The following is a 24,345-nucleotide window of genomic DNA, read 5'->3' as shown; positions in this document are numbered from 1 at the left end:
GGTACCAACATCCACCCATTTTATCCGACGTGGTTCTGCTGGCTATAAAACGAAGGTTTGCTCTACCTCGACTGTCCGCCCGGTTGACCAGCCGCTGGCTTGCTGTCAGGCGCCGCAAAGCGAAACGCACGGTACGATCGCCCGAAAGGTGACTTCGATCAGTTGTTCGGGAAATGCCAGGCGGGAAACCCCAATGAGGTTGCTCGCACATTCAGGCACCTCGGCTCCATACATCTCCTTGCGGACCTTGCCAGAAGCCGCAAATGCGGCATCGACATCGAGCACATAGAGTGTCTCTTCGACCACATCGTCGAGTGAAGCGCCGAATTCGGCAAGCACGGCGACGGCATTGGCGTAGGTCTGCCGCATCTGCTCTTCCATGGTTGAAAAATCGACCGGTCTTCCGGATGGATCCAGTTTTGCCGGGGCGACGAGGTTGCCGGCCCAGTCGTGGCTTAGCTGGCCGGAGACATAGATGATGCCTTTAACCTGCACGGCCTGAGAGTAGCCGTAGGCTTTTTCCCACGGCACACCGAAGTTTGCGGTCCGTTTTTTCGGGGAACACATGAAATCCTCCATTCCTTCCGGGTAGGCGGCGGCCGCAATTCGCAACCGCTCGAAGCTCAGTTCTGTTTCAGGTCGCGTGTGGCGACGAAGGGCGCCGAGGCGCCCTTCCACTCTCTACTTGGTGATAAAGCTGAGAATGTCCTGGTTGATGACGGCCGCGTGCGTGGTCGCCATGCCGTGAGGGAAGCCCTCGTAGATCTTGAGGGTGGAGTTCTTCAGAAGTTGAGCTGAACGGGGGGCGGAAATTGCCAGCGGAACGACCTGGTCGTCATCGCCATGCAGTACCAGGGTCGGCACGTCGATCATCTTGAGGTCTTCGGTAAAGTCGGTTTCCGAGAAGGCCTTGACGCCAAGATAGTGGGCATTGGCGGCTCCCATCATCCCCTGTCGCCACCAATTGTGGCTTACGGCTGCAGATGGTGTGGCGCCAAGACGGTTGAAGCCGTAGAAGGGTCCGTTTGCGATGTCGTGATAGAGCTGCGCCCTGTTGGTTGCGAGCGCCTCGCGGTAGCCGTCAAGCGCTTCGATCGGGAGCCCCTCTGGGTTGGTCGGCGTCCTGAGCATAAGCGGTGGTACCGCGCCGATCAGGACGAGCTTGGCCACGCGGCCCTCGCCGTGACGGGCGACGTACCGGGTCGCTTCGCCACCACCCGTCGAATGCCCGATATGGATCGCGTTGCGCAAATCCAATTGCCGCACGAGGGAGGCTACGTCGGAAGCGTAATGGTCCATGTCATGGCCACCGCTCACCTGCTCGGATCGCCCGTGGCCACGGCGGTCATGGGCAATGACGCGATAGCCTTTTGCGAGGAAGAAAAGCATCTGGTTGTCCCAATCATCTCCGCTCAACGGCCACCCGTGATGGAACACGATCGGCTGCGCGTCGCGTGGCCCCCAATCCTTGAAGAAAATCCTGGTCCAATCTTCTGTCGTTACGTATCCGTGACCGGGTTGCTCGGCTGTCATGGCCAATCCTTTCTGTGCTGGTTTTGCCGCATCAAATGATGCGTTCAAGCCGCGATGCTCAGCTCGCGAAACACGGCCCTGACGTAGGCCCCTTCGCTAACACAAGACCGTTTTGACCCCCTGGCAGGAACCGTATTTCGGCGGGAATAGCGGCTGGCAGGCGGCGTGAAGACGCTAGCACCTGGCGCATCGCGGGAAAGGTATACCTTGGTTTCGACGATCTCTCGCAGGCCGCCTGGACCCTGATGGCGTGGTCACGAAAAGTGGCGTGCGGCAGCCTAACCAAACGTCACGCCGCTGCCCGGACTTTCAAGGCGCAAGGCATACACCTCGATCGAGGTTGCGATGCCGTCCACCATATGAGACCCGAGGCGTTCGGTTTGCGCATGGCACCCTGCGGTGTCCACGAACTCTTGCGAGAGAAGTGCGGGACGGCGCAGGCGTTTGGTGAGTGCCTCGAGCTTGAAGCCCCTGTTGATGGCAGAACCGATCACAGTTAAGTCGAGACGGTGTCTTGAACCGATGTTGCCGTAATTGACGCGCCGAGGTGGATGCCCAAGCCGAAGCGCACGTGGTCGTCTTGCAGCCAAAGGCGAGACGCAGCCTGATACCCCTCCCGGACCGCCGCTATCAGGTCCATGCAGGCTTCCTTACGATCCATCGGAAAAATGGCAAGCAGACCGTCTCCGATAAATTTCAGGATTTCTCCGCCATGCTTTTCAATCGGTTCTCCGACGGCGTTGAAGAAGCTGTTCACCGATAATATGCGGCTGCGATCGCGTCCGCTTCGATAGGGAGTTCGAAGCGGCGGCTCTCAGGGTTGTCTAGAACACGGTGCGGCAAGTTTAGCCTCCTCGCTGCTAACCAGGGTCAACGGCCGATCGATGCCTCGCGGCGAAAAAGCGCCGTACGGGGCAACAATCGACCGCTACTCAGGCCAAGGCAGTCGCCTGGTTCATTCCTGACAGAAGCTCTCGGTCAATAGTCCCACCAGGCCGGAACCCAGCGGTAAAGGTCGCCGGCGGTTGCGACACGGCCGACCGATGGGAACGGCATGTGTGTTGAAACCAGCCAGGAGCCAGTCTCCGCAAGCTCACGCATAAGCCGAAGCCGGACTAGGGTCGCCTCTTCAGGGTCGTGTTCGAAGCCGTTGTGCCACTCGGGGTGGTCGAAGGAGACGGGGAACAGGGCATCGCCGCCGAACATCAGCCGCTCGCCACCGGACGAAATGCGGACCACGCTGTGCCCGGGGGTGTGACCGCCGGTACGAGTGACCACCACGCCCGGTGCCACTTGGGCCTCTTCGTCAAAAGTCCGCAGATTGCTGCGATACGCTTTCAGAAAATCGAGGGACGCCTTGCGCGCCAGATCTGCGAGCGCCGGTGGCATGGCGGTAAGCGAGAAATCGGGCGCCTGCCAGAACTTGGTCTCGGCGGCGCACACGTGGACGCGAAGATCCGGGCGCATGCGCTCCTTCACGCCTTCTACGAGGAGCCCACCGACATGGTCGAAGTGCATGTGCGTCAGCACCACGTCGGTCACGGCGGCAAGATCGACGCCGGCGGCTTCCATTCGATGGACGAACTGTCCGGCCCGCGGGAAATCGGGATACTCTTCGCCGAGACCGCTGTCGATGAGGATCGTCTGGTCGCCGCTGCGCACGACAACGGCGTTCAGCGCCCAATCGAAGGCAACCTTTGACAGAAACCTGTCATCGAGCCACGCGTCCCGCACCTCGGGTTCGACGTTGGTGGCCATCGACTCGGCCGGTGGGGTCAAGATGCCATCGCTGATGACCAGTACGTCGATGTCACCGACCCGTACCGCGTAGCGTGAAGGAACCAGTTCATCCGGCGCGGGTCTTTCTTGCGTGACGACTTTTCGGGGAATTGTTTGTGCATTCGACATGATGCGCTCCTGTTTTCGCGGTTGAGATGTGCCGGTCAGGGTTACATCGCGGAGTCTAGGTTCGGGTCTTTTGGCGGTCGAGCTACACCTGAGTATGGGGCTGCTCGTGCTCGGCCCCCGTGAAGCGAGTTCGTGCGCTTCGATCGGCGCGCCACGCGCACGCTTTGCTTCCATGCTTGTCAACGGTGGATCGAGCGAATGTCACCAAACATGCGTATAGTTTCGGCGGTCAATTCAATCGCCTAGCCTGGGTGCGTTGCTCGGTCCGTGACATCACGAACGTGATGATTGGCACAACCGCAGGCGGACTGAACTCCATGACACCCACAGAGGTTAAATTGATCGCCCTGTCCGGTGCGCAGCCGCTGCTGGACGTATCGGAGTACTGCCGGCGCGCGGGCATCTGCGAAGCCGAGGAACGGAGACTGCTGTTGCTTCTTGGGCGACAGGCGTCCTGCCACGAACTCCAGATGAACATCGTACAGCGCCGAATGCGTGCACGTTAGCGAACAGTCAAGGTCGCCTTATCGAACGCACGCTCGCAAACCTGTCGTGGTCGAGGTGCCGGACAATTGCACAGCGCGCGCTCTGTTCATTACGCGCCGCAAGCGGCCATGGTCACTCCGGCAATCCTGCGAGCCGCAATCCGTCGGCAAACCGCTTGAAATCGTCCGGTCGATGGATCGGCAACCAATCGTGCAGATTGGAAACGCGCAACGCCGGATCAAGCTGCCTCAGGCGCCGCATATACCGACTTGCCTCGTCGGGACGGTTGGCAAGCGCATGGCTTGCCGAGGCAAGCGCGACTGCCACGAGCAAGCTCGGCAGGTTGGCGAGTGCCTTCTCGGCCCAGACCAGCGCATCGTCATAGTTACCGGAAAAGAAATGCGCGATTGCCGTTCCTGTCTGCATGCGGAACATCTCCGGGTCGAGCGGGCTCAGGCGAACGGCATGGGCGAGATCCTTGATGGCGCTCTCCGTTTCACCCCGAAAGACGCGCAGTACGCCACCCAGAAACCAAGCGAGTGCGAAGTTCGGATTGAGCAGTCGCGCCCTGTCGACCAACGCAATGCCGGCATCGAGGTCGTCGGCGAGATGACCGAGCGCGTGGCCGCCTCTCGTCAGCGCCACGGCATCGTCCCGGCCAAGCTCAACCGCAAGCCGCGCCAGTCTCGCGCCTTCGGCGATCTCTGCCGTGCGATCGAGCATCCAGCCGTTGAGCTTTCGCCAGAAGAAGCACCAGGCGGCGCCGGCATAGGCGGAGGCAAATTCATTGTCGAGCTCGATCGCCTTGTAGAACAGCGGCAGCGCAGCCTCGAGCGCCTCGCGGGTGCCGCTGTGCAGTTTTGCCATGCCACGAAGATAGTAGTCGTAGGCGTCGAGACTTTCGGTCGGCTTGCGTTTGGCGCGCTCCATCTCGATCCGTTCGAGTTGCGGCGAAATCGCGCCGACGACGCTTTCGGCTATCTCATCCTGCAGCTCGAAAATGTTGTCGAACGTGCCTTCGAAGCGCTCGGCCCAGAGATGCGCACCGGTCGTGGCATCGACGAGCTGGCCGGTGATGCGGACCTTCTTTCCCGATTTGCGCACGCTCCCTTCCAGAACATAGCGCACGCCGAGCTCACGCCCCGCTTCGGTCGCTTCCACGGCGCGGTCCTTGTAGGTGAAGCTCGAATTGCGCGCGATGACAAAGAGCCAGCGGAACCGTGACAGTGCGGTGATGATGTCCTCCACTACCCCGTCCGTAAAATACTCCTGCTCCGGATCGCCGCTCAGGTTCTGGAAGGGCAAGACGGTTATGGAGGGTTTGTCGGGCAGAGGGAGTTCCGGCGCCACCACGGGTGCATCTCCAGAGCTGCCATCGACGCGGCCCGAACCTTGCGAAAGGATATCGTTTCCGACATCGACAAGACGGACCTCGCCGACGAAGCGGAAGCCCTTGCGGGGGATGGTGCGCACCAGTTGCTGTTCTTCGCCGCTGTCACCGATGGCCTTGCGAACGGCGTTTATGTGGCTGGTGATCGTCGATTCCGAGACGATCCTGCCGCCCCAGATGGCGAGCAGCAGATCATCCTTTCCAACGACTCTGTCGCGATTCTCGATGAGATGCACCAACAGGTCGAAGACCTGCGGACCGACGGCGACAACCTGCCCGCTGAGCGTCAGTTCCCGGCGTTCCGGATCGAGCAGATAGCCTGCGAACTTGAATTGCACCTCAGCCCTCCTGGTCGACTTTCCCTGGCTGGCGATTGCCATCCGCGGACAACTGCCACGCCATCGCGTCGTTAGAGCATCCCCCCACGATCACACAACCGCTTGGACGGACAATCAAGCTATCCACAAGGGAAATTCAAGACAGGCCCAAGGACTTCCCTGGTGCATAGGAGCAGTCTCAGCGCAGATCGGCGGCAATGGTGCAGTCGAGAAGAAGCAGAGTGAACCCATGAAGATCGTCGTCATCGGAGGCACCGGCCTTATCGGATCGAAACTTGTGAAGAGCCTGCGCGAGCACGGACACGATGTGCTTGCAGCCGCGCCAAATACCGGCGTCAACACGATCACGCGTGAAGGCTTGGCCGCAGCGATGGATCGGACCGATGTGGTCGTCGACGTCGCCAACGCGCCGGTTTGGGACGACAAGGCCGTCCTCGAATTCTTCGAGACGTCGGGGCGCAACCTGTTGGCCGCCGAAGCTGCCGCCGGCGTGCGTCATCACATCGCGCTGTCGATCGTCGGCAGCGAGCGGTTGCCTGATAACGGCTACTTCCGGGCAAAGGTCGCGCAGGAAAACCTCATCAAGGCAGCCGGTATCCCCTACACCATCCTGCGGGCCACGCAGTTTTTTGAGTTCGTCGGCGGCATCGCGCAATCGGCAACAGTCGACGGAGAGGTTCGCCTTTCACCCGCGTTGTTCCAGCCCATCGCCTCCGACGATGTCGTGGCGGCGCTTGCCGATATTGCACTCGCGCCGCCCGTCAACGGAACGATCGAAGTCGCCGGACCGGAGGCCATACCGCTCGACGAGGTGGTCCGGCATTTCCTGCGGGCGATCAAGGATGATCGGAAGGTCGTCCCGGACGTTCACGCACGCTATTTCGGCGCACTCCTGGATGACCAGTCGCTGACCCCCGGCAAGAACCCGCGGCTCGGTGCAACTCGGTTCGACGATTGGGTCGGCCAACAGGTCGGACACTGAAATCGCAAGTATCGGGAATGGGGCCATGCTCGTGCTTCGACATGGGGGTCCGACATCCCCTTTGCCGTGACGACGCCACGAAATCCAACAGGGACTGGGACAATGGATACGCTCGAAGACAAGATTGCCGCCGCCACCGGCACCGCCTCAGTCGGCGTCGCTCCGAAGCGATCCAGCAAGAAGAAGAAACTCGGCGTGTTGCTTTGCCTCGGCGCCGTGGTGGCCGTCGCAGGCGGCTGGGCCTGGGCCCGTCCGGGCAGTGAGGCGTCGACGGATAACGCCTATGTTCGTGGCGATGTCACCTCGCTTGCACCAAAGGTTGCCGGCTACGTCGTGGCCGTCGAGGTCCAGGACAACCAGAGCGTTCGGGCGGGCGAAGTGCTTTTCCGGATCGATGACAGGGACTATCGCGCTCGCCTTGCGCAAGCGGCGGCCAATGTCGAAGCTGCCAAGGCTCGGCTTGTCAACGTCGATGCGGAGACTGAGCTCCAGCACGCCCTTATTCGTCAGGCCGAAGCCCAGAAGCTATCGGCCATCGCAGAGATGAATCTTGCCGCCAAGGCATATGAACGCCGGCGCGAACTGATCCGCAGCAACACCATCAGTCAGGCGCATGTCGACGAAAGCGAAGCGGCGCGATCGAAAACGGAGGCAGGCGTATCTGCGGCCTCTGCGACGATCGAGGCGCAGAAGCAACGCATCACCGTGCTCGCGGCGCAGCGTGAAGCCGCCGTCGCGGCCGTGGCACAGGCAGAAGCGGCGCGCGACCTTTCTCAGATCGATCTGGAGAGCACGACCGTCCGCGCCCCGGTCGGTGGGGTTATCGGCAACCGCCAGGTTCGCGTCGGCCGGTTCGTCGCGCCTGGCACCACCCTGCTCGATATCGTTCCGGTCGACGATGTGTGGGTTGTTGCCAATTTCAAGGAAACGCAGCTTGAACACATCCAGCCGGGGCAGAGCGTTCGCATCACTATAGACAGCTATCCGGGTCAGACGCTTGACGGCACAGTCGACAGCTTCGCGCCGGGCAGCGGCTCAGCCTTCAGCCTGCTGCCGTCAGACAATGCAACCGGCAACTTCGTGCGCGTCGTCCAGCGGGTCCCGGTCAAGATCCGGTTTGCCAACAACCCTTTGACTGGGCGGCTGGTGCCAGGTCTGTCCGCAAGGGTGGACGTTGATCTCAGGAGCGGGTCATGACCAGGCACGTAGCCATCACCAGGAACCGCGACACGTCTGCGTCCGGAGTGTTGCTCGTCATAGGTATCGTGCTGGCGGCACTGACAGAGGCGATTGCGAGCACCGTTCTTTCGCTCGGACGCGGCGATATCATCGGTGATACCTACGCCACTCCGGACGAGTTCGCCTGGCTCGACGTCGGTTATACCGCCTTCAAGCTCATCGGCTTCATGGTCGCCGCTTCGATGCTGACCCGCATCCGTCCGCTCAGTCTCGTGATCGGATCGACGCTCATCATGGGGCTTGCGTCCGGGATGGCGTCCGCGACGACGTCGCTGGATCTTTTGATTGCCCTCCGGATCGTTCAGGGGCTTGCCGGCGGGGTCCTGCTCGTTGCAGGGCAGGCCACCATCTTCTTTGCTTTTCGGAGCGCCCATCAACCAATCCTTCAGGCGCTGTTTGCAATGGGCGCGGTGGTCGCGCCCGCAACGCTCGCTCCGACACTTCAGGGGTGGCTGCTCGACAGCCAGTCCTGGATCTGGATCTTCTACTGCAACGTCGTCCTGTCTCTCGGCGCTACCGGGCTCCTCTTGATGGTTGACGATCCGACACCCTTCATGACGAGGCAACGTCCATTTGATTGGGTCGGGATTACGCTCGTCTCGCTGGCACTTTTCTGCTTCACCTATGTCTTCAGCCAGGGAAGCCGCTGGGACTGGTTTGAACAGCCGCGCATCCTTTGGCTCTCGGTGGTCGGCGTGGCCTCGCTATTCTTGTTTCTCGGGCAGCAGGTGCTGCGCAAGGGCACCGGCCTCCTCGATTTTACCGTGTTCAGATCGGACGATTTCGCCTTCGCCTTCATCGTCAGTTTTGTCGCCGGAGCGGCGCTGTTTGGCAGCGCGTTCCTGATCCCGTCTTTTGCCGTCTCCGTTCTTGCTTTCACGCCGACCGATGCGGGCCTGCTGCTCCTGCCGAGCGGTACCCTCTTCGTCGGGGCCTTGCTTTTTGCCGCCTTTCTCATGCAGGTCCGTCGGCTTCCTCCGTTCGCGACCGTGCCCTTCGGTATCTTGATGATCACGGTGGCCATGTGGATGCTGTCCGGCTCGACCAGTGAAAGCGGTGCCGCCGACATGATGGCTGCGATCCTTTTGCGCGGCCTCGGCCTTGGTTTCCTGTTCCTGTCGATCACGCTGATTGCCTTTACCAATCTCGACAGGCGAAACCTCGCCTCCGGCATTGGACTGTTCAACACCGGGCGCCAGTTCGGCGGTCTTGTCGGCGTTGCCGGGCTTCAGACCCTTATCGACCATAACGTCGCCGCAAACGTCGCGGTTCTTGGATCGAGCGTCAATGCGGGAGGTCAGGCTGTCATCGAACGTCTGGCCGGCACGACAGCCATGCTCGCGGCGCGTGGCATGGATGCTGTTCCCGCCAGCCGAGCCGCGATGGCGCTTCTCGGCCGCGCAGTCACCGGACAGTCAATCGTGATCGCCTTCGACACGGCGTTCACTGCCGTGGCGCTGCTGTTCGTCGTCGCAGCGCCCGTGCTCGTGGCCATCAAGGTCGGATTCGCCAGGCGAGCCAAAGCACGCCACACGCACCCCGACCGTTGACCGAACGGGCCGCCCTAAACCCAGGTATAGCTCGACCGTCAACATCGCTCGAACCTAGAGTCCAAGCCGTGAACTGTGAACAGTACTCTTCGATCAGGCAAACAGGAGGGCGTCATGTCGCCGCTAGAAGCAAGATCCCATACGAACACGACTTTGGAGCCCGCGCCGCCCGGTCGGTCGGCTCCAGAAGAGCTGGTTCCATCGCGCTACGCGGTGCGGGTCGGTGACATAGAGGTGCTGGTGGTCAGCGATGGGGTGCTGCCCTTGCCAACCACGATGTTGGGACACAATGCCGACCCGGCCGATCGGGCAGCCTGGCTTGGAGACATGTTCTTGCCGCAGGATGCTTTCGACTGGTCGCTGAACGTGGTCGTGGTGCGAAGCGGTGCCCAAACCATTCTCATCGACGCCGGGCTCGGCATGGATCCGGACTTGAACCTGCCTCGGGCGGGTCAGTTGATCAGGCGCCTGGAGGCTGCGGGTATCGATCTCGCAGCAGTGACCGACGTGGTTCTTACCCACATGCACATGGACCATATTGGCGGACTGCTCGTCGATGGCGTGAAGGAGCAACTGCGCCCGGATTTGCGGATCCACGTGGCGGCCGCCGAGATCAAATTCTGGGAATCGCCGGATTTCTCGCACGCGGTCATGCCGCAGGGTTTCCCGGACGCGCTCCGGGCAACTGCCAAGCGCTTCGCGAACGAGTATCGCAACCATCTTCGACCGTTCGAGGACGAGTGCGAGGTCGCGCCGGGCGTGGTTGCGCAGCGCACGGGCGGCCATACGCCCGGGCACTGCGTGGTCCGCGTGGCCTCGGGAGGCGACCGGCTGATGTTTGCCGGCGATGCCCTGTTCGCCGTCGCCTTCGACCATCCCGACTGGTACAACGGCTTTGAGCACGACCCCGAGGAGGCTGCGCGCGTTCGGGTGCGTCTCATGAAGGAACTGGCCGAGACAGGATCGTCGCTGGTGGCCACGCACCTGCCTTTCCCGTCCGTCGGACATGTGGCGATCGATGGCGATCGCTTCCGGTGGGTTCCGGTATTCTGGGACTACTGACGTCTCCAACTGAGCGAATGGCGCGCAAGAACCATCGGTTCGCGTGCATGGCGACAAGGGCGGGTTCGCCCTTGTCCTTTTCAGAGCAAGGTGCCGCTAGCCGGCCGTAGCGGAGGGAGAAACGCTGCCTCGCCACGGGAGTGGAAATGGACCAGCAAACGCAATTGTTTCCCGTCCTCGTCTGTATTCTGGGCATCGCCGGAATTGTCGTCTGGCATCTGCAGGGCAGGGCGCGCCCAACGGCGCGGCTGGTCGTGCAGATCGCCTTCTTCGCATCGATGACGGCAGCGCTCGCCTGCAGCGGCCTCAATCCGTTTCGCTACGACCGGACCGATCTCGATGGCGCGCAGACACTGCTCGTGACGGCAAAGACGCTCTGGTGGGTTCATCTCTCCTGGGCGGTGATCGGGTTCGTCCGGCTTTACCTTGTCCTCGACGGACGGCCGCGGGAAGCGCGACTGATCCAGGATCTGGTGGTCGCCGTCGTCTATCTCGGCGTGCTGCTCTCTACCCTGGCATTCGTCTTCGGTGTGCCAATAGGGGGCCTGCTGGCGACGTCGGGCGTCATTGCGATCATTCTCGGCCTCGCGTTGCAGAGCACTTTGGGTGACGTCTTCTCGGGCATAGCGCTGACCCTCGGTCGCCCTTATGTCCTTGGTGATTGGATCTGTCTCAGTGACGGAACGGAAGGCCGGGTGGTCTCAAGCAACTGGCGGTCGACGCATCTGCTGACCGCGGCCCACAATCTCGTGGTCCTGCCCAACAGTGTCCTGGCAAAGGTGGGGCTGACCAACATCAGCCAGCCCGACGAGAACCACCAGATCGTCGTGTCGGTTCGCGTGGCTCCAACCCGCATGCCGCATATGATCGTCGACGTGATGAATGCTGTCCTCGACAGTTGCAACGCGATCGTGAAGCAGCCGGCTCCAACCGTCGGGCTTGTGGGGATCGATGCCAGCGCGATCACGGTGGAGCTCCAGTTTCGGGTCACCAGCCCGGCGCAGCGCGGCCCAGCGCGCAACGAAATCATCGACCTGGTCTATCGGCATTGCAGGGCGCATGGTGTGCAACTGGCCCTGCCTGCCGAGAGCCCGCTGATGCAGGACCTTCGCATGTCCGACCCGCAGCACGCCGTCGCGCCGGCACAGGACCTGATCGACGCGATCCCGATCTTCTCCAATCTCAGCCAGGAAGAACGCGATACGCTTGCGGCCGCGGCGACGCCGCGCAGCTTTGCCGCCGGGGCCGAAATTGTCAGAGAAGGCCGGTCGCTCGAAAGCCTGATGATGATCAAGAACGGCGTGGTGGCGATGAAGAGCGGCGATGTGGAAATCGCGCGCCTGGCCCCCGGTGATTTCTTCGGCGAGGACGGCCTGTTGGCAGGAGTGAAGGAGAAACACGACCTCCATGCCGTCACCCGCCTTACGGTCTATCAAGTAGATCAGGCAGCATTCGCGCCGCTTTTGTCGAAGCGCCCGGAAATCGCGGAGGATCTGGCAATCCACCTGGCGCAACGGGAAGCGATCGGAGCAAGTTCGGAATTGCCAGCGAACCAGCGCGAGCGACGCAAGCTGGACCTGCTTCATGCGATCCGATCCATCTTTCGAAGCCAGCGTGAAAGCGCGAACGGTTGAAGCGGAGACGCGGCAGTTCGCACGCGGGCACAACTTCTGCCGAGACAAAATCGCCGCTGCGGCAAACCTACGTATATCTGTTTCTCTCCGGAGGCCGGCCATACGATCCCACGCATTGCCAACAACGTGAATGGAGGAGAAATCCATGCGAAACTAGCGATTGGCTTGCTGTTTGCGACGCTGATCACCGGACCGGTAGCGGCCTCCGACGAGCCCTATAATGCCAAGGTCACAGTGGTGTTCGACCACGCCCTTCCGAATGTGCCGGGCAAGAGCATGCGCGGCGTCCTGGTCGAGTACGGCCCGGGGGGCCACAACCCGTCACATACCCACCCCAAGAGCGCTTTTATCTATGCGACGGTGATCGAGGGCAGCATCAAGAGCCAGATCAACGACGGTGCGGTGAAAGTCTACAAGACCGGCGAGAACTGGATCGAAGTCCCAGGCGATCATCACCGCGTAAGCGCGAACGCCAGCGATAGCGAGCCGGCGAAGATCCTGGCTGTTTTCGTTCTCGATACGACCGAAACGAAGATGGTGCTGCCCGCAAAGTAAAGCCCTTCTTCCCATTCAAACACGGTGATCCATAGACGAGCTTGCAAGGAGCAGAACCATGAAAATCGTCATTATCGGCGGGACCGGCCGCATCGGGTCAAAAGTCGCAGAGCGCCTCAGAAGCAAGGGCCACGACGTCGTGCAATCGGCGCCGTCCACGGGCGTCGATACACTGACTGGTGAAGGGTTGGCCGAGGTGCTTGCCGGCGCTCAGGTGGTGCTCGACGTCAGCAACTCGCCATCCTTCGAACCGAGCGCCGTGCTTTCGTTCTTCGAACGGTCGACCTCGAACCTGCTTGCGGCGGAGCGGGCGGCCGGTGTCGGACACCACGTCGCACTCTCCATCGTCGGTATCGAACGGTCGCCCGACAATGGCTATTTCCGCGCCAAAGTCGCACAGGAGACCCTGATCAAGAAAGGTGGCGTTCCGTACACCATCGTAAGGTCGACGCAGTTCCTGGAGTTCCTCGGCGGCATTGCCGATGAGGCAACGGTCGACAGGACCGCCAGGGTCTCGTCCGGCGCGTTCCAGCCGATCGCCGCAGACGACGTCGCGACCTTCGTCGCAGAAGCGACGATCGGCAAGCCTGAAAACCAGACGATCGAAATCGCCGGGCCCGAAAAGAAGCCCATGAGCGAATTCATTTCCGAGTATCTGGCAGCTGTCGGCGATGGCCGAAAGGTTGTTGCCGACCCGGACGCCAAGTACTTCGGCACGCGCGTCGACGATCAGTCACTGGTTCCTCTCGGATCCGCCAAGCTGGGTCAACTCGACTTCAGGACATGGAATGCCCAACAACCTCAGGCGGCAGCCTAAGATCTTTCCGTCGGGGTCGATGCGGCGACGAGACGCGCACCGGCCCCGACGCCTTTGTCTCCGGTGCGGCCACGCGCTCGAAGCAAAGAGAGAATCCAAGGTTTACGATCCACGTCTTCATCGGTCATGATGGAAATGGCAGCCGGCGACCGTCTCGAAGCTCGCAGAGGCTGGTTCGCGCAGACTTGATGTTCGACAGAAACCCGGCCCGTGCCGGCAAATCGCCGGCGCACATGATATGAAATGCCAAGGTTATTTCGACGAACAGGAAACGGTCGGGGGACCGGGCCATGGCCAATCTTTCTATCGAACCCGCTGCGTCTCGCGACCCGCTTTCACTTGTGGTCGGTGCAACAGCCTGCCAGGTGATCGGTGGCCTCGTTCCGCAAATGTCGCCTTTTGTGGTCGCGGGACTGATTGACGGTCTTGCGCTGTCCGAGCGCGACGCCGGTATTATCGCGTCGGTCGAACTCCTGGCGCTGGCCGTCACCGCTATCCTCGTCGCGCCAGTGCTGCCGCGACTATCCTGCCGGCGCGCCGGGATGTCTGCGCTTGTCGTGACCATGGCGGCCCAGGCCGCCTCTGTCGTACCGGACGGATGGACTTCGCTGGTCTTGTTGCGCGGCATTGCGGGCATCGGTGAGGGAGCGCTCTATGCCATGTCACTCAGCCTTGTCGCGTCGCATTGCCGCAATCCCGAAAGGATCTTCGGTCTGTTCCAACTCGTCTGGGCAATCGGCAGCGTGGCACTGTTTGGCATCGGTGGCGAGGTGACAGCAGCCTATGGCCACCGAGGGATTTTTGCGCTGTTGGCGGGTTTGACGCTGGCCTTTTCTCCGCTTCTTCTTCTCATGCCGGATCTCAAGACCCTGAAGCATCCGGTCACCCGGACGCCACCGTCTGTGCCGCTTTTCGGAAGCCTGCTGTTTGCTGCGATTGTTCTTTACGTCGCGGTCTCCGCCGGTCTCTTTGCCTTCAGCGGACCGATGGGCGAGCGCATCGGTCTGGACACGGCCGCGGTCGGATACATCCTCACCCTGTCGACCATAGTTGGCCTTGCCGGGGCGGGCGCGGCGACGGCACTGAACGTTCGCTGGGGACGAACGATCCCGATCTCCGCATTCTGCCTTGGCTACGTGGTGGTGACGCTCGTCCTTTGTCTCTGGGAGAACGCGGTTGCTTACAGTGTTGCGGTCATCGTCTCCGCCGTCCTTTACTACTTTTCACTGCCGTATCTTTTCGGCCTGGCCGCAGCGCTGGACCAAAGCGGGCGCTGGGCGGCCGCAGCCGGATCGGCGTATCTGCTCGGATTTGCCGCCGGGCCAGTCTTTACAGGGGCCGTGATTGCAGCGTCGGGGTATGCAAGCCTCGCGGCGGTCTGCGTCAGCATGACGATTGCTGCCTGGGCCCTTGCCGTGTCCGTCGTCGCCCGCGCCTTCAACGGACGTCGCCTGGTCGGCCGCCTCCCCAATTCGCCGGCTTAGGTTGATATCCTAGGTCGCCGAGGCGACGGGCAGAGCGAAGGTGACCGTGGCGCCCAATGTCTCGTTGTTGGCCACCCATAGCTTCCCGCCATGGGCTTCCACGATCGATCGGCAAATCGGCAGTCCCATGCCCATGCCGTTGCCCTTCGTCGTAAAGAACGGTTCGAACACGCGCTCCGGATCCTTGAATCCGCTTCCGGTGTCCTCGACCGAGATCCTGATGGTGTCGAGGTGATCGTGGCTGGACACGATCTTCAGTGAACGCAGGGGGTTCGTCGTGTCCATGGCCTGGATGCCGTTGCGGATGAGGTTTACCAGGACCTGCTGAACCTGAACCCGATCGAGCGCCACTTTGGGAAGATGCTGGTCCAAAACCAGGTCGATGCGGGTCGTCGTTGCAGCGATCTCATCTGACATCAGATCAAGCACCTCGTAAACGAGGCGGTTCACGTCTTCGACCGCCCGTGACTGCGGCTGGTGTTTGAAAAGCGCTCGGATGCGGCTGACCACCTCGACGGTCGCCGCAACGTCCAGGGTGATGCGCTCTGCTGCGCGCTTGCCGCGCTCGATGTTCGCAGGCTCGGCCGAAAGCCAGCGCAGGCATGCGTCAGCGTCGGCGGCGATCGCCGCCAGCGGCTGGTTGACCTCGTGTGCGATTGAAGCGGAAAGCTGCGACAGATTGGCCGCCTGGGTCGCCCGCGCAAGCTTCTCGGCCGAACGGCGCAAGGCAGCCGTTGTTTGCACCTGATCCTCGATATCGTGGCAAAGGCCGAACCACTGGACGATGTTGCCGTCCTGATCCCGCATGGGCTCCGCACGGCCGGACATCCAGCGATAGACGCCGTCTGCCCGAAGCAACCGGTACCGCATCGAAAATCGCTCCCCGGTCGCAAGGCAGCGGGTGAGCTCGGCATAAACAGCGTCCGCGTCGTCCGGATGGAAAATCGTATCCATGACGGATGCAACGTCACTCACGTTTGAGAGATCAAGACCCAGATAGTCCGCCATGCGCCGGTTGACGAGCGTAGTGGTGCCGTCGGGTGTCAGGCGCCAAAGATTGCTCGGAACCATGTCGACCAGCAAGGATAGCTCGACCGAGCGAGCACGCAGGCTCTCCTCGGCCTTCTTCTGGTGCTCGATGTCGATGGTCTGCCCATGCCAGACCGTAACGCGACCGTGTGCGTCCCTTGACGGTCTGCCCGACGCGCGAAACCAGCGAAACGCGCCGTCCGCGCCACGCAGACGGTGCGCGCTGTCAAACGGCTCGCCGGCGTCCATGCTCCGCCGCCAGGTCGTCGCCACAAATCGCTGATCGTCCTTGTGGATGCGTTCAAGCCACGCACCGAGGTCTTGCAGGCCATTGCCGAAATATGCGTCCATGCTTCGGTTGCGATAGATGAACCGGCCGGCCGGATCCATCGACCACATGTGGCCGGGGACGTTGTCGAGAAGGTCAAGCGCGAACTCGGCGCTGTTGCGAGTATGTTCGCGAAAGGCGGCGTCTTTCCTTAGTCCGTCGTCGTTGGACATCTGTCGCTCCGCAGAAGACGACGGTCAAGAAAAGGACTTCACGCCGAAGCTCGGCGGCGGACCGGCAGCCTTGGTGAATGGATGGCCGCATTATATCCCGAAGGCCCTCGTTTTCAATCTGACCTGCTGGAGGCGGGCGGCCCGCGATCGTGCGGCGCATAAACGGATGTATAGCTGCCGCACGCGGCGCGCTTCCGGCACGATAGCAAGCGACCATAACGGTCGGTTATGTCAGGCGGAGGACGAAGCAACATGACCCAGCGGTTCAATTATTCCAAGCTTTCGCCCGGCATGGTCAAAGCCATGATGGCGCTCGGCAACGAGATCAGGAATGGCTCGATCGAAGAGACGATACTCATCCTCGTCGACATGCGGGCGTCCCAGATGAACGGATGTGCGTTCTGCATCGATATGCATGCCAAAGAAGCGATCATCCATGGCGAGCGGCCGCTGCGCCTGTTCCATATCTCGGCCTGGCGTGAGTCCACCTTGTTCTCGCAGCGAGAGCGGGCCGCGCTTGCCTGGACGGAGGCGCTGACGAAGCTCGCCGACGGTGGCGTTCCCGATGAAGTTTACGACAGAGTAAGGGGTGAACTGTCCGAGCAGGAGATTTCCGATCTTACGTTCCGGATCATGGCGATCAATGCCTGGAACCGCATCAGTGTCGCGGCCCGCGCCGTTCCTGGTTCCGCCGACAAGGCTTACGGGTTGGACAAGGCCGGTCTCTAGATGGATATCTGTCGGGCAATGGCGGGCCTCTTTATGCTTGCCTGCTTTGTCGGCTGTGCCGCGCAGCGGCCCGAGGTCACAGCGCAGCCCGTTGCCACATCACCGACGTTGCAAGGCGGCCAGCCTGTTCGAACGCAACAAGGGTCCGGGGCACAAGACCTCCTGTACATCACCGACAGAGAGCCGACCGCCGATTCCGGCAACCGGCTGTCCTACGGTGCAAAGCGGGCGATCTACTTGAGCTTCGGATCGGTATCGATCGCCCCAAGACGCTACGCTTCTGCCGGGAGGAAAGAATTCCGGGTCGACGCCGTTTCCGAGGCCGGCCGGTTTCCGGCAACGCCCTACGGCGTCGTCGCGACGGCGAACGGACTACGCCGCACTCCGCAGGCGGTCGCGGCGCATGAACAGGCCGTCGCGTCGCTGCAGGCTCAAATTGGCCGGCGTCTCGCAGCGGCCGAACGCAAGGAAGTCGTCGTCTTCGTTCACGGATACAACAACAGCTTCGAAGATGCGGCACTCGCCACCGACGAGATTTGCCGATCGCTGCAAAACCAGTTTGTCTGCATTGTCCTGACATGGCCCGCCGGAGGCGCCGGCGGTTCGTTCTTTGGCTACAACATTGACCGCGAGTCGAGCGAGTTTGCGGTTGCGGACTTCAAGAAGGCCGTTCGCGTCATCGCCGGAACGAAGGGTGTCGAGAGGCTTCACCTCCTGGCCCATAGCCGTGGAACCGACGTGCTGGCGAGTGTCGTCCAGCAGCTTGCCATCGAAGCGTATGTCAGCCGATCCTCGCTTTGGCAGCGGTACAAGATCGCGAATGCTGTGTTTTTCGCTCCCGATATCGATCTCGATGTCGCGTCTTCCAAGTTGTTTGCCTGGGTCTCTGACCCGGACCTTGCCTTCGGAAGCAAATCGACCCCAAGCGCATTGCCCTCGCAAGGCTCCATGCACCTTACGGTCTATTCGTCTCCAAGGGATGAGGCGTTGAAAGCCTCGACGCTGATCTCCGGCAGCGCGTTGCGGCTTGGTCAGCTCGCCGTCGGCAACCTTCCCAGTGACAGGGGCGAGGCGGCGTCCAAATGGGCAGGATTGCACATGGGAGGGCTGGTCGATTTCGTCGAGTATTCCGGCGGCAGCGGCTTTATCGGCCACAGCTATTTCTTGTCCGACGCTACGATCAAGACAGACCTGGTTGCGCTGATCCGCGACAGAGCCAAGGCCGGTGACCCCCGACGCCAGCTCGTGGAAATCAAGCGCCCATTCTGGCGGACGTCGGATGCTCAACAGGCGGCGCGATGATGGTTGCAACACGTCGGGAGTTACTGTTTACCCCAAGACTAGGCTGCCTCGTTCGTCCCGGCTGAAATGTTGGGACCCGAGCGTTCTGGCGGTGCGAGGCCGCTGTTCGCGCGCTTTTGGTCAGTCAGAAAGGGCTGCGCGGTGAATGGAGGCGCGGCTCGGCTGCCTCACCATCACTCGGGTCACTGATCTTGCCCCGACCGTCATGCGCTTAGGACAATCGCTTCCATGGCGGCTGCAAGCAGCATGCGCGCACCTGTTACGGAGTGCTCTGGCTCGACATATTCGGCCTCGTTGTGGCTAAGCCCATCGCGGCAAGGCACGAAGATCATGGCCGCCGGCGCAACACGACTGACGAACAAGGCATCGTGGAAGGCGCCGGAGAGCATGCGCTTGGTCTTCAATCCGAGCGACGCGGCGGCGCGATCGAGGCCGGCCAGCAGGTCTTCCGAAAAGGCAGCCGGCGGCATGTCGAAGATCTGCCTCAATTCGCTCCGGCAGCCGGCGGCCGCGGCAGCGTTGTCGCAGGCGCGCCGGATCTGGTTTTCCAACGCGTCGATGACCGTAGTTTCCGGATGCCTGAGGTCGATGGTGAACGTCACCAAGCCCGGAATGGCATTCACCGAACCCGGCTCGATCGCAAACCGGCCGACGGTGAAACGGACGCGCGGATCGCCCGGCATCGTGCCCTTGTAGAGCGGTTCGAGCGCGGCTATGGCGGCCGCCATGGGATCGCGACGGAACTCGAGTGCCGTCGTGCCGGCATGCGCTGCCTGGCCCCTGATCGTCACCTCCAGCCACCGCGTACCCTGGATGCCGTAGACGATGCCGATCGGGGTGTTTTCCTGTTCGAGCGACGGACCCTGCTCGATATGAAGTTCGATATAGCCGGAGATCGGGAAACCGAGTGGACGCATTTCGGCCTCCGGCAAGGCGTGCAGCGTTGCCTTCAACTCCTCGACGAACCGGGCGCCGTCGCGACCGCGAAGATCGGACCAGGCGTCAGGGATCGTGGCCGCGGCGAAGGCCATGGAACCCATGGTCCCCGGTTGGAACCGGCTTCCTTCTTCGTTGGTCCAGGCAACAACCTCGATCGGCAGATCCGTTTCGATCCCGGCATCCTCAAGGCTTTCCATCACCTCGAAGGCCGAAAGGGTTCCCAGAGCGCCATCGAAGCGTCCGCCGGTCGGCTGGCTGTCGAGGTGGCTGCCGATGACGAAGGGGGGCTTTTCGGGAAAGCGGCCTTCGCGCCGGATGAACAGGTTCGCCATCGGATCCTGAAACACGCGAAAACCGCGCGCGAGCGCGCGCTCGGCCAGAAGGCGCCTTGAGGTGCGATCTTCGGTCGACAGGGCCTGTCGGTTGACGCCGCCGGCAGGCGTCGCCCCGATCCTTGCGAAGTCATCGAGGCGCTGCAGCAGTCGCTTGCCGTCAATTTCGATGCGAGAGGTCATGGTCGGCTCCTGACAGGTCGTCCCGATCAGCCGTAGGCTGCATCATGAAAGGCGATTTCCAGTTGCTGTGCGCGCCCGAAGATAGCGCTCAGACGTTTGCGCTCGGAAACCTCGAGCGTGTCGCCGGCGGCGTCGAGCTCTTGCCTCAGCCACTTCGCCTGCGCCGCGAAATCATCATCCGCATGCATTTCGACCCATTCTTTCAGATGCGGATCGGCAATGTTTGCTTGCGCAGCCCTTTTCGACCAGGTCCAGTACATCCATTCCGCGGCGAACATGGCGGCGACGGTATCGAAGAAGCCTCCGTTGCGGGCGATATCCAGCATGCCCGTTCGGAAAGCCTCGACCTCGGCAACATTGAGATCGTAGGCGCCGGGATCGATGCTGCGCTCGGCAAAAATCCGTTCGAAATAGGCAATCTGCTGGTTGGAGAGCGCATCCAGAACGGCGATCAGCCAGCGCTTCTGTACGATCGTCTCGGCCTTCGCCGTCGCAAAGGCGAAGATCGAGATCGCGGTTTCGACGAAGGCACCCTCATAGACGAGATAGCGTTCGAAAACTTGCGCGGACAGGCGCTCCAGCACGATGTCGTCGACGAAGCGATGGTTCACCATGGCTTCGAAGACGGCAGCGTTTTCCCGCAGGATCTGTTCCGAAAGCGTTTCAGCCACCATTGTCATGCCTCCAGCGCCGGTTCTGCGGCGGCGCGGAAAGCTTTGACCCGCTCGATGTCGACCGGGTTCCACCAGACCCCGCCCTGCTTCAGCGACGAGGCAACGATCACGCCGTTGGTGCGCTTGAGTATTTCGACGATGTTGTCCTTGGTCACGCCCGAGCCGACCAGAAGCGGCAGATGCGTGGCCGAGCCGATCTCTTCGATTTCCTCTATGGTTGCCGTGTTGCCGGTGCGCTGACCGGTGGCGATCACGCCGTCGGCATCGAAGAAGGCGAGGTCACGCGTCAGTTCCTGGATCGACCGGTCGGCGACGATCGCGTGAGCGCCATGCTTCACGTGGCTGTCGGCAAAGACCTTGATGTGCTCGGCGCGCAGCAGCGAACGATATCGCATTGCTTCTGCCGCACGGCCCTCCATGAAGCCTTCATTGGCGACATAGGCATTGGCCCACTGGTTGACGCGGATGAACCTGGCGCCGCCGGCCATGGCGATCGCAAAGGCCGGGATCGGCGCATTGGCAAGGACGTTGATGCCGAGCGGCACACCGGTGGCCCGCGCGATCCGGTCGGTGACGACGGACATGAAGGCTGCCGTTTCGTGGCCGATATCTTCCGGTTTGGAGAAGGGCACGTCGCCATGATTTTCGATCATCAGGCCATGCAGGCCACCCTCGACCAGCGCCTCGGCATCACGCATGCAGGCATCGTAGATGGTCGACATATCGGCGCCCCGATAGCGCGGCGCACCGGGGAAGGCCGGGCAATGGATCATGCCGATCAGAACCTTGTCAGTCCCGAATATTTCCCTTATGGCGCTTGAGGACTTGTCAGATATTTCCTGCATTTCTCTCCCTTTCGAAGGTATGTTCATGCACGCTTACGTAATCGGTAATGTGACGGTGGACGAGACCATCGCCGTGTCGGAAATGCCGGCCGCGGGCGCATCGATCCATGGCAGCCAGCGATCCCGGGATCTTGGTGGCAAGGGCGCGAACCAGGCGGTCGTGATGGCCCGGACGGGCCTGTCGACGAGCCTTGTTGCCGCTTTCGGCGACGGCTTTCGCGCCGACATGATCCGCCAGCACCTGGCGAGCGAACCGGTCGTCAGTCGCCTTGTGCCCATCCCCGGGAAGTCCACCGACTTCTCGATCGTGCTGACCACACCGGATGGCGAAAACGTCAACATCACCACGACCGACTGCGCGCAAAACCTAACGCTTGCCGATGCCATCGCGCCCTTTGCCAATGCCGCTCCCGGAGACCTCGCGGTGCTCCAGGGCAATCTGTCCGACGAGACGACCCGAGGCGTGCTTGAGGCCGCTCGCACCCGCCGAATGACTACTGCCTTCAATCCGTCTCCCTTGCGTCCCTATTTCAGCAACCTGTGGCCTTTGACCGACATCGCCTTTCTCAATGAGGGCGAGGCGCAGGCAATGACCGGCACACGTGGCGAAGAGGCTGCCCGCAAGTTGCTTGCGGCTGGCGTTCGCGAAGTCGTCCTGACCTTCGGCGGCAACGGCGCCATGCTTGTCACAGCCGAGGGCAGCGTCCGTGTTGCTGCCGTCGAATGCGACGTCGTCGACACGACAGGTGCCGGCGACACGTTCATGGCGGTGGCGCTGGCATCCGCGGCACTGCGTGGCAGCGGCCTCGACAAGACGGCCATCGAACATGCGACGCGGGCTGCCGCCATCACCGTCAGCCGCCCGGGCACCCGCTCGGCGTTCCCCTCGCTCGAGCAACTGACGGCGATCCTCGCCGCGCGCTGAGTTTTCAACCCAGCGCGCTTTGCCGTGCCTAGCGCGCCGTCTCCGTCATCCATCCGAGGATGTTCTTCCAGAGGCGGCCGTAGCCCTCCCACTCGCAGAATGCCGGCGACAGCCAGTGCGGGCCGATATCGGACGTCCAGGCGGCGGTGCGGCCCTTGCCGAAGCTGCCAAGGACGAGCAGCGGGTGGCCGCCCTGGTCTGCCGGAAGACGGGCGATGACCTCCGCGCCCGGGCGCACCTCCACTTCGTTGACGCCGAGAAGCAGCGGCCAGTCGCCCGAAAGCCCCGCCATGGTCGGATGATCCGGCTTGACGACGTCGGCAACAGCACCTTCGGGGATTTCGACGCGGTCGTCATAGGGAAGGCAGGTGACGGGAAGCGTGTCTTCGACCGCCGTACGGCGCCAGCGCGCCTTGCCGTCGATGCCCTGGAAGGAGAAGTAGCCGCCGACCATCAGCAATGCGCCGCCTTTTTCCACCCAGGCCTTGATCAGCTTCAGCCGGTTCGGAACGGTGCGGGAGTGCAGCCAGACTGCCGGCGGCAGCAACAGCGAGTTGGCGCCGATGTCCGACAGGATGATGGCGTCGTAGGCGTCGAGGCCGGCCATCTCATAAGGGAACTGTTCGACCGCGTCGTGCGCGGTCATGTAGGTCAGCTCGAATTCGCTGCCCTTCAGCACCTTGACGAGCGGTTCCGCCCCGAGATGAAAGGTGACGCTGCCGAACTGGTCGAAACCCTTATAGTGGGTGGCGGAGCTAACCCAGCTCTCGCCGACGAGAAGTACTTTCTTGGTCATGTTCTATCCGTAGGTCTTGAATTGCGTTTGGAGCCGACTGTCAGGCCCCGGTTTGGAATACCGAGCGGGGGTTGCCCCGCATCATCCGGTCGAGCGCATCGTCGTTCAGTCCGTGTCGTTTGAGGCGCGGCAGGAAGTGGCGCAGGACGTAGGCATAGCCGTTGCCTCCGTAGTGGCTGAGCATCATCTTCAGGAACACGTCGTGCGAAAGCAGGATGCGGTCGATATGGCCGGCCTCCACCAGCCTTGCGATCGCCCGTGCGGCCTCCTCGTCGCTGGGGCATTGCACCTGCTGATCGGCATAGAAAAAGTCCATGCCGATCATGTCGTATTCGATGAACGCGCCGCGGGCGGCAAGTTCGCTCTGGTATGCGAAATCATCGTGCGACGGGTTCATGTGGCAAAGCACGGTGTGGCGGAGATCAGCACCTTCTTCAGTGATGACATCGAGCACGCGATGGCCGAGCCGGAACCAGCCCGGCAGATGCACCATCAGCGGCAGACCGGTTCGAATCTGCGCCCGGGCCGCGCCGCGCAACGACTTTTCCTCCGCCGGGGTGAAATCCGCGGAGACGCCGATCTCACCGATCAGCCCGATTTTCACATCCGTGCCATCGACGCCTTCGATCGCCTCGCGAACGATGCCGTCGGCGATCTGGTCGACGCTCATGCCGGCTACCTCGGCCGGATGGGAGGAGGCGAGGTAATATCCCGCACCCATCACGATGTTGAGGCCGGTCGCCCTGGAAATCCGCCTGAGCGCCAGCGGGTTTCTGCCGATGCCCTTGCAGGTGGGCTCGACGACCGTGCGGCCCCTTTCGGCGGCGAAGGCTTTCAGTTCGGCGATTGCCAGGGGTTCGTCGTCAAGCGTGATGTTGTGCTTGTTGACGAAGGGATCCTGGCGCAGTTCGCCGAGGATCTCCATGCAGACGAAACCTTCGGCGAGATACTGACGCTCCTTCGTCTGCGGCGCGTTCCACCAGCAGCGGCAATCGTTGAGGATATGCTCGTGCATCAGCGTGATGCCAAGCTCTTCCGCATCGATCGCCCCCGTCACGGTCATCACCTTGCCGGATCGCACATGTGCTTCAGACAGTTCTTGTGTCATGACG

Annotated in this window: 24 protein-coding genes; 12 read left to right on the top strand and 12 right to left on the bottom strand. The window is 62.0% G+C overall.

Annotated elements, in window-relative coordinates; genetic code table 11:
* Positions 1-105: 105 nt before the first annotated feature.
* The 5 genes from ASE60_RS03550 to ASE60_RS03530 all read right to left on the bottom strand — a co-directional run bounded on the left by ASE60_RS03550 (position 106) and on the right by ASE60_RS03530 (position 3,441).
* Positions 106-579, bottom strand: a complete 474-nt coding sequence (locus tag ASE60_RS03550; protein WP_057248364.1) for a Rid family hydrolase — start codon at positions 577-579, stop codon at positions 106-108.
* Between the two features lie 102 nt (positions 580-681).
* Positions 682-1,533, bottom strand: a complete 852-nt coding sequence (locus ASE60_RS03545) for an alpha/beta hydrolase (RefSeq protein WP_057248363.1) — start codon at positions 1,531-1,533, stop codon at positions 682-684.
* 278 nt (positions 1,534-1,811) lie between these two features.
* Entirely contained in the window at positions 1,812-2,027 is a 216-nt protein-coding gene (locus tag ASE60_RS03540) for a hypothetical protein (RefSeq protein WP_057248362.1), read from the bottom strand.
* 2 nt (positions 2,028-2,029) lie between these two features.
* Positions 2,030-2,290 carry an adenylate/guanylate cyclase domain-containing protein gene (locus tag ASE60_RS03535; protein WP_057248361.1) on the bottom strand — a complete coding sequence of 87 codons (261 nt, stop codon included), beginning with the start codon at positions 2,288-2,290 and terminating at the stop codon, positions 2,030-2,032.
* 221 nt (positions 2,291-2,511) lie between these two features.
* Complete coding sequence (locus ASE60_RS03530) at positions 2,512-3,441, bottom strand: MBL fold metallo-hydrolase (RefSeq protein ID WP_057248360.1); 930 nt, start codon at positions 3,439-3,441, stop codon at positions 2,512-2,514.
* Positions 3,442-3,758: 317 nt separating this feature from the next.
* On the opposite strand from ASE60_RS03530, the gene ASE60_RS35425 reads away from it, so the two are divergent.
* Positions 3,759-3,947: a hypothetical protein gene (locus tag ASE60_RS35425; RefSeq protein WP_057248359.1), complete on the top strand. Its 189-nt coding sequence runs from the start codon at positions 3,759-3,761 to the stop codon at positions 3,945-3,947.
* Positions 3,948-4,059: 112 nt separating this feature from the next.
* On the opposite strand, the gene ASE60_RS03520 is transcribed toward ASE60_RS35425, so the two are convergent.
* Positions 4,060-5,655 carry a winged helix-turn-helix domain-containing tetratricopeptide repeat protein gene (locus ASE60_RS03520; RefSeq protein WP_057248358.1) on the bottom strand — a complete coding sequence of 532 codons (1,596 nt, stop codon included), beginning with the start codon at positions 5,653-5,655 and terminating at the stop codon, positions 4,060-4,062.
* A gap of 229 nt (positions 5,656-5,884) precedes the next feature.
* Between ASE60_RS03520 and ASE60_RS03515 the strand changes: the two genes are divergently transcribed.
* From ASE60_RS03515 to ASE60_RS03480, 8 genes are all read left to right on the top strand, one after another.
* Positions 5,885-6,637 (top strand): SDR family oxidoreductase, encoded by a 753-nt coding sequence (locus ASE60_RS03515; RefSeq protein WP_057248357.1) that lies wholly within the window; start codon positions 5,885-5,887, stop codon positions 6,635-6,637.
* A 102-nt stretch (positions 6,638-6,739) separates the two neighbouring features.
* The gene (locus tag ASE60_RS03510; RefSeq protein WP_057248356.1) at positions 6,740-7,834 is read left to right on the top strand and encodes an HlyD family secretion protein; all 1,095 of its coding nucleotides are present in this window, start codon (positions 6,740-6,742) and stop codon (positions 7,832-7,834) included.
* Positions 7,831-9,426 carry an MFS transporter gene (locus ASE60_RS03505; protein WP_057248355.1) on the top strand — a complete coding sequence of 532 codons (1,596 nt, stop codon included), beginning with the start codon at positions 7,831-7,833 and terminating at the stop codon, positions 9,424-9,426. The genes ASE60_RS03510 and ASE60_RS03505 overlap by 4 nt, the downstream gene beginning before the upstream one ends.
* Before the next feature lie 114 nt (positions 9,427-9,540).
* On the top strand, positions 9,541-10,488 hold the full coding sequence (locus tag ASE60_RS03500) for an MBL fold metallo-hydrolase (RefSeq protein ID WP_057248354.1): 948 nt from the start codon (positions 9,541-9,543) through the stop codon (positions 10,486-10,488).
* A gap of 146 nt (positions 10,489-10,634) precedes the next feature.
* Positions 10,635-12,122 (top strand): mechanosensitive ion channel family protein, encoded by a 1,488-nt coding sequence (locus tag ASE60_RS03495; protein ID WP_057248353.1) that lies wholly within the window; start codon positions 10,635-10,637, stop codon positions 12,120-12,122.
* A 165-nt stretch (positions 12,123-12,287) separates the two neighbouring features.
* On the top strand, positions 12,288-12,677 hold the full coding sequence (locus ASE60_RS03490; protein WP_244495521.1) for a cupin domain-containing protein: 390 nt from the start codon (positions 12,288-12,290) through the stop codon (positions 12,675-12,677).
* A 58-nt stretch (positions 12,678-12,735) separates the two neighbouring features.
* Positions 12,736-13,494 (top strand): SDR family oxidoreductase, encoded by a 759-nt coding sequence (locus tag ASE60_RS03485; protein WP_057248352.1) that lies wholly within the window; start codon positions 12,736-12,738, stop codon positions 13,492-13,494.
* A gap of 290 nt (positions 13,495-13,784) precedes the next feature.
* Entirely contained in the window at positions 13,785-14,978 is a 1,194-nt protein-coding gene (locus tag ASE60_RS03480) for an MFS transporter (RefSeq protein WP_057248351.1), read from the top strand.
* A gap of 9 nt (positions 14,979-14,987) precedes the next feature.
* Here the strand turns inward: ASE60_RS03480 and ASE60_RS03475 are convergent, their stop codons facing one another.
* Entirely contained in the window at positions 14,988-16,508 is a 1,521-nt protein-coding gene (locus tag ASE60_RS03475; RefSeq protein WP_057248350.1) for a PAS domain-containing sensor histidine kinase, read from the bottom strand.
* Between the two features lie 252 nt (positions 16,509-16,760).
* On the opposite strand from ASE60_RS03475, the gene ASE60_RS03470 reads away from it, so the two are divergent.
* Positions 16,761-17,237, top strand: coding sequence for a carboxymuconolactone decarboxylase family protein (locus ASE60_RS03470; RefSeq protein ID WP_057248349.1), 477 nt, complete (start codon positions 16,761-16,763; stop codon positions 17,235-17,237).
* Positions 17,238-18,539, top strand: a complete 1,302-nt coding sequence (locus ASE60_RS03465; protein WP_082615719.1) for an alpha/beta hydrolase — start codon at positions 17,238-17,240, stop codon at positions 18,537-18,539.
* A 203-nt stretch (positions 18,540-18,742) separates the two neighbouring features.
* On the opposite strand, the gene ASE60_RS03460 is transcribed toward ASE60_RS03465, so the two are convergent.
* The 3 genes from ASE60_RS03460 to ASE60_RS03450 are packed head-to-tail and all read right to left on the bottom strand — an operon-like array spanning position 18,743 to position 21,512.
* A complete protein-coding gene (locus ASE60_RS03460; protein WP_057248348.1) occupies positions 18,743-19,993 on the bottom strand; it encodes a Zn-dependent hydrolase in 1,251 nt (416 codons plus the stop codon).
* Positions 19,994-20,019: 26 nt separating this feature from the next.
* A complete protein-coding gene (locus tag ASE60_RS03455; RefSeq protein WP_156414566.1) occupies positions 20,020-20,667 on the bottom strand; it encodes a TenA family protein in 648 nt (215 codons plus the stop codon).
* A 2-nt stretch (positions 20,668-20,669) separates the two neighbouring features.
* Positions 20,670-21,512, bottom strand: a complete 843-nt coding sequence (locus ASE60_RS03450) for a BtpA/SgcQ family protein (protein WP_057248347.1) — start codon at positions 21,510-21,512, stop codon at positions 20,670-20,672.
* A gap of 25 nt (positions 21,513-21,537) precedes the next feature.
* Between ASE60_RS03450 and ASE60_RS03445 the strand changes: the two genes are divergently transcribed.
* Positions 21,538-22,437, top strand: coding sequence for a ribokinase (locus tag ASE60_RS03445; protein ID WP_057248465.1), 900 nt, complete (start codon positions 21,538-21,540; stop codon positions 22,435-22,437).
* A gap of 28 nt (positions 22,438-22,465) precedes the next feature.
* Here the strand turns inward: ASE60_RS03445 and ASE60_RS03440 are convergent, their stop codons facing one another.
* Complete coding sequence (locus ASE60_RS03440; protein WP_057248346.1) at positions 22,466-23,233, bottom strand: glutamine amidotransferase; 768 nt, start codon at positions 23,231-23,233, stop codon at positions 22,466-22,468.
* Between the two features lie 40 nt (positions 23,234-23,273).
* Entirely contained in the window at positions 23,274-24,341 is a 1,068-nt protein-coding gene (locus ASE60_RS03435; protein ID WP_057248345.1) for a phosphotriesterase, read from the bottom strand.
* Positions 24,342-24,345 lie beyond the last annotated feature (4 nt).

It is taken from the genome of Ensifer sp. Root278 (assembly GCF_001429285.1).
Lineage (GTDB): Bacteria > Pseudomonadota > Alphaproteobacteria > Rhizobiales > Rhizobiaceae > Ensifer.
This window is presented reverse-complemented; position numbering and strand designations above follow the sequence as displayed.

Coding starts and splice junctions, on each gene's coding strand:
- ASE60_RS03495 (WP_057248353.1), top strand. CDS start 10,635: ATGGACCAGCAAACGCAATTGTTTCCCGTCCTCGTCTGTATTCTGGGC.
- ASE60_RS03435 (WP_057248345.1), bottom strand. CDS start 24,341: ATGACACAAGAACTGTCTGAAGCACATGTGCGATCCGGCAAGGTGATG.
- ASE60_RS03440 (WP_057248346.1), bottom strand. CDS start 23,233: ATGACCAAGAAAGTACTTCTCGTCGGCGAGAGCTGGGTTAGCTCCGCC.
- ASE60_RS03485 (WP_057248352.1), top strand. CDS start 12,736: ATGAAAATCGTCATTATCGGCGGGACCGGCCGCATCGGGTCAAAAGTC.
- ASE60_RS03480 (WP_057248351.1), top strand. CDS start 13,785: ATGGCCAATCTTTCTATCGAACCCGCTGCGTCTCGCGACCCGCTTTCA.
- ASE60_RS03450 (WP_057248347.1), bottom strand. CDS start 21,512: ATGCAGGAAATATCTGACAAGTCCTCAAGCGCCATAAGGGAAATATTC.
- ASE60_RS03545 (WP_057248363.1), bottom strand. CDS start 1,533: ATGACAGCCGAGCAACCCGGTCACGGATACGTAACGACAGAAGATTGG.
- ASE60_RS03460 (WP_057248348.1), bottom strand. CDS start 19,993: ATGACCTCTCGCATCGAAATTGACGGCAAGCGACTGCTGCAGCGCCTC.
- ASE60_RS03445 (WP_057248465.1), top strand. CDS start 21,538: ATGCACGCTTACGTAATCGGTAATGTGACGGTGGACGAGACCATCGCC.
- ASE60_RS03500 (WP_057248354.1), top strand. CDS start 9,541: ATGTCGCCGCTAGAAGCAAGATCCCATACGAACACGACTTTGGAGCCC.
- ASE60_RS03550 (WP_057248364.1), bottom strand. CDS start 579: ATGGAGGATTTCATGTGTTCCCCGAAAAAACGGACCGCAAACTTCGGT.
- ASE60_RS35425 (WP_057248359.1), top strand. CDS start 3,759: ATGACACCCACAGAGGTTAAATTGATCGCCCTGTCCGGTGCGCAGCCG.
- ASE60_RS03510 (WP_057248356.1), top strand. CDS start 6,740: ATGGATACGCTCGAAGACAAGATTGCCGCCGCCACCGGCACCGCCTCA.
- ASE60_RS03505 (WP_057248355.1), top strand. CDS start 7,831: ATGACCAGGCACGTAGCCATCACCAGGAACCGCGACACGTCTGCGTCC.
- ASE60_RS03455 (WP_156414566.1), bottom strand. CDS start 20,667: ATGGTGGCTGAAACGCTTTCGGAACAGATCCTGCGGGAAAACGCTGCC.
- ASE60_RS03465 (WP_082615719.1), top strand. CDS start 17,238: ATGGATATCTGTCGGGCAATGGCGGGCCTCTTTATGCTTGCCTGCTTT.
- ASE60_RS03530 (WP_057248360.1), bottom strand. CDS start 3,441: ATGTCGAATGCACAAACAATTCCCCGAAAAGTCGTCACGCAAGAAAGA.
- ASE60_RS03515 (WP_057248357.1), top strand. CDS start 5,885: ATGAAGATCGTCGTCATCGGAGGCACCGGCCTTATCGGATCGAAACTT.
- ASE60_RS03475 (WP_057248350.1), bottom strand. CDS start 16,508: ATGTCCAACGACGACGGACTAAGGAAAGACGCCGCCTTTCGCGAACAT.
- ASE60_RS03470 (WP_057248349.1), top strand. CDS start 16,761: ATGACCCAGCGGTTCAATTATTCCAAGCTTTCGCCCGGCATGGTCAAA.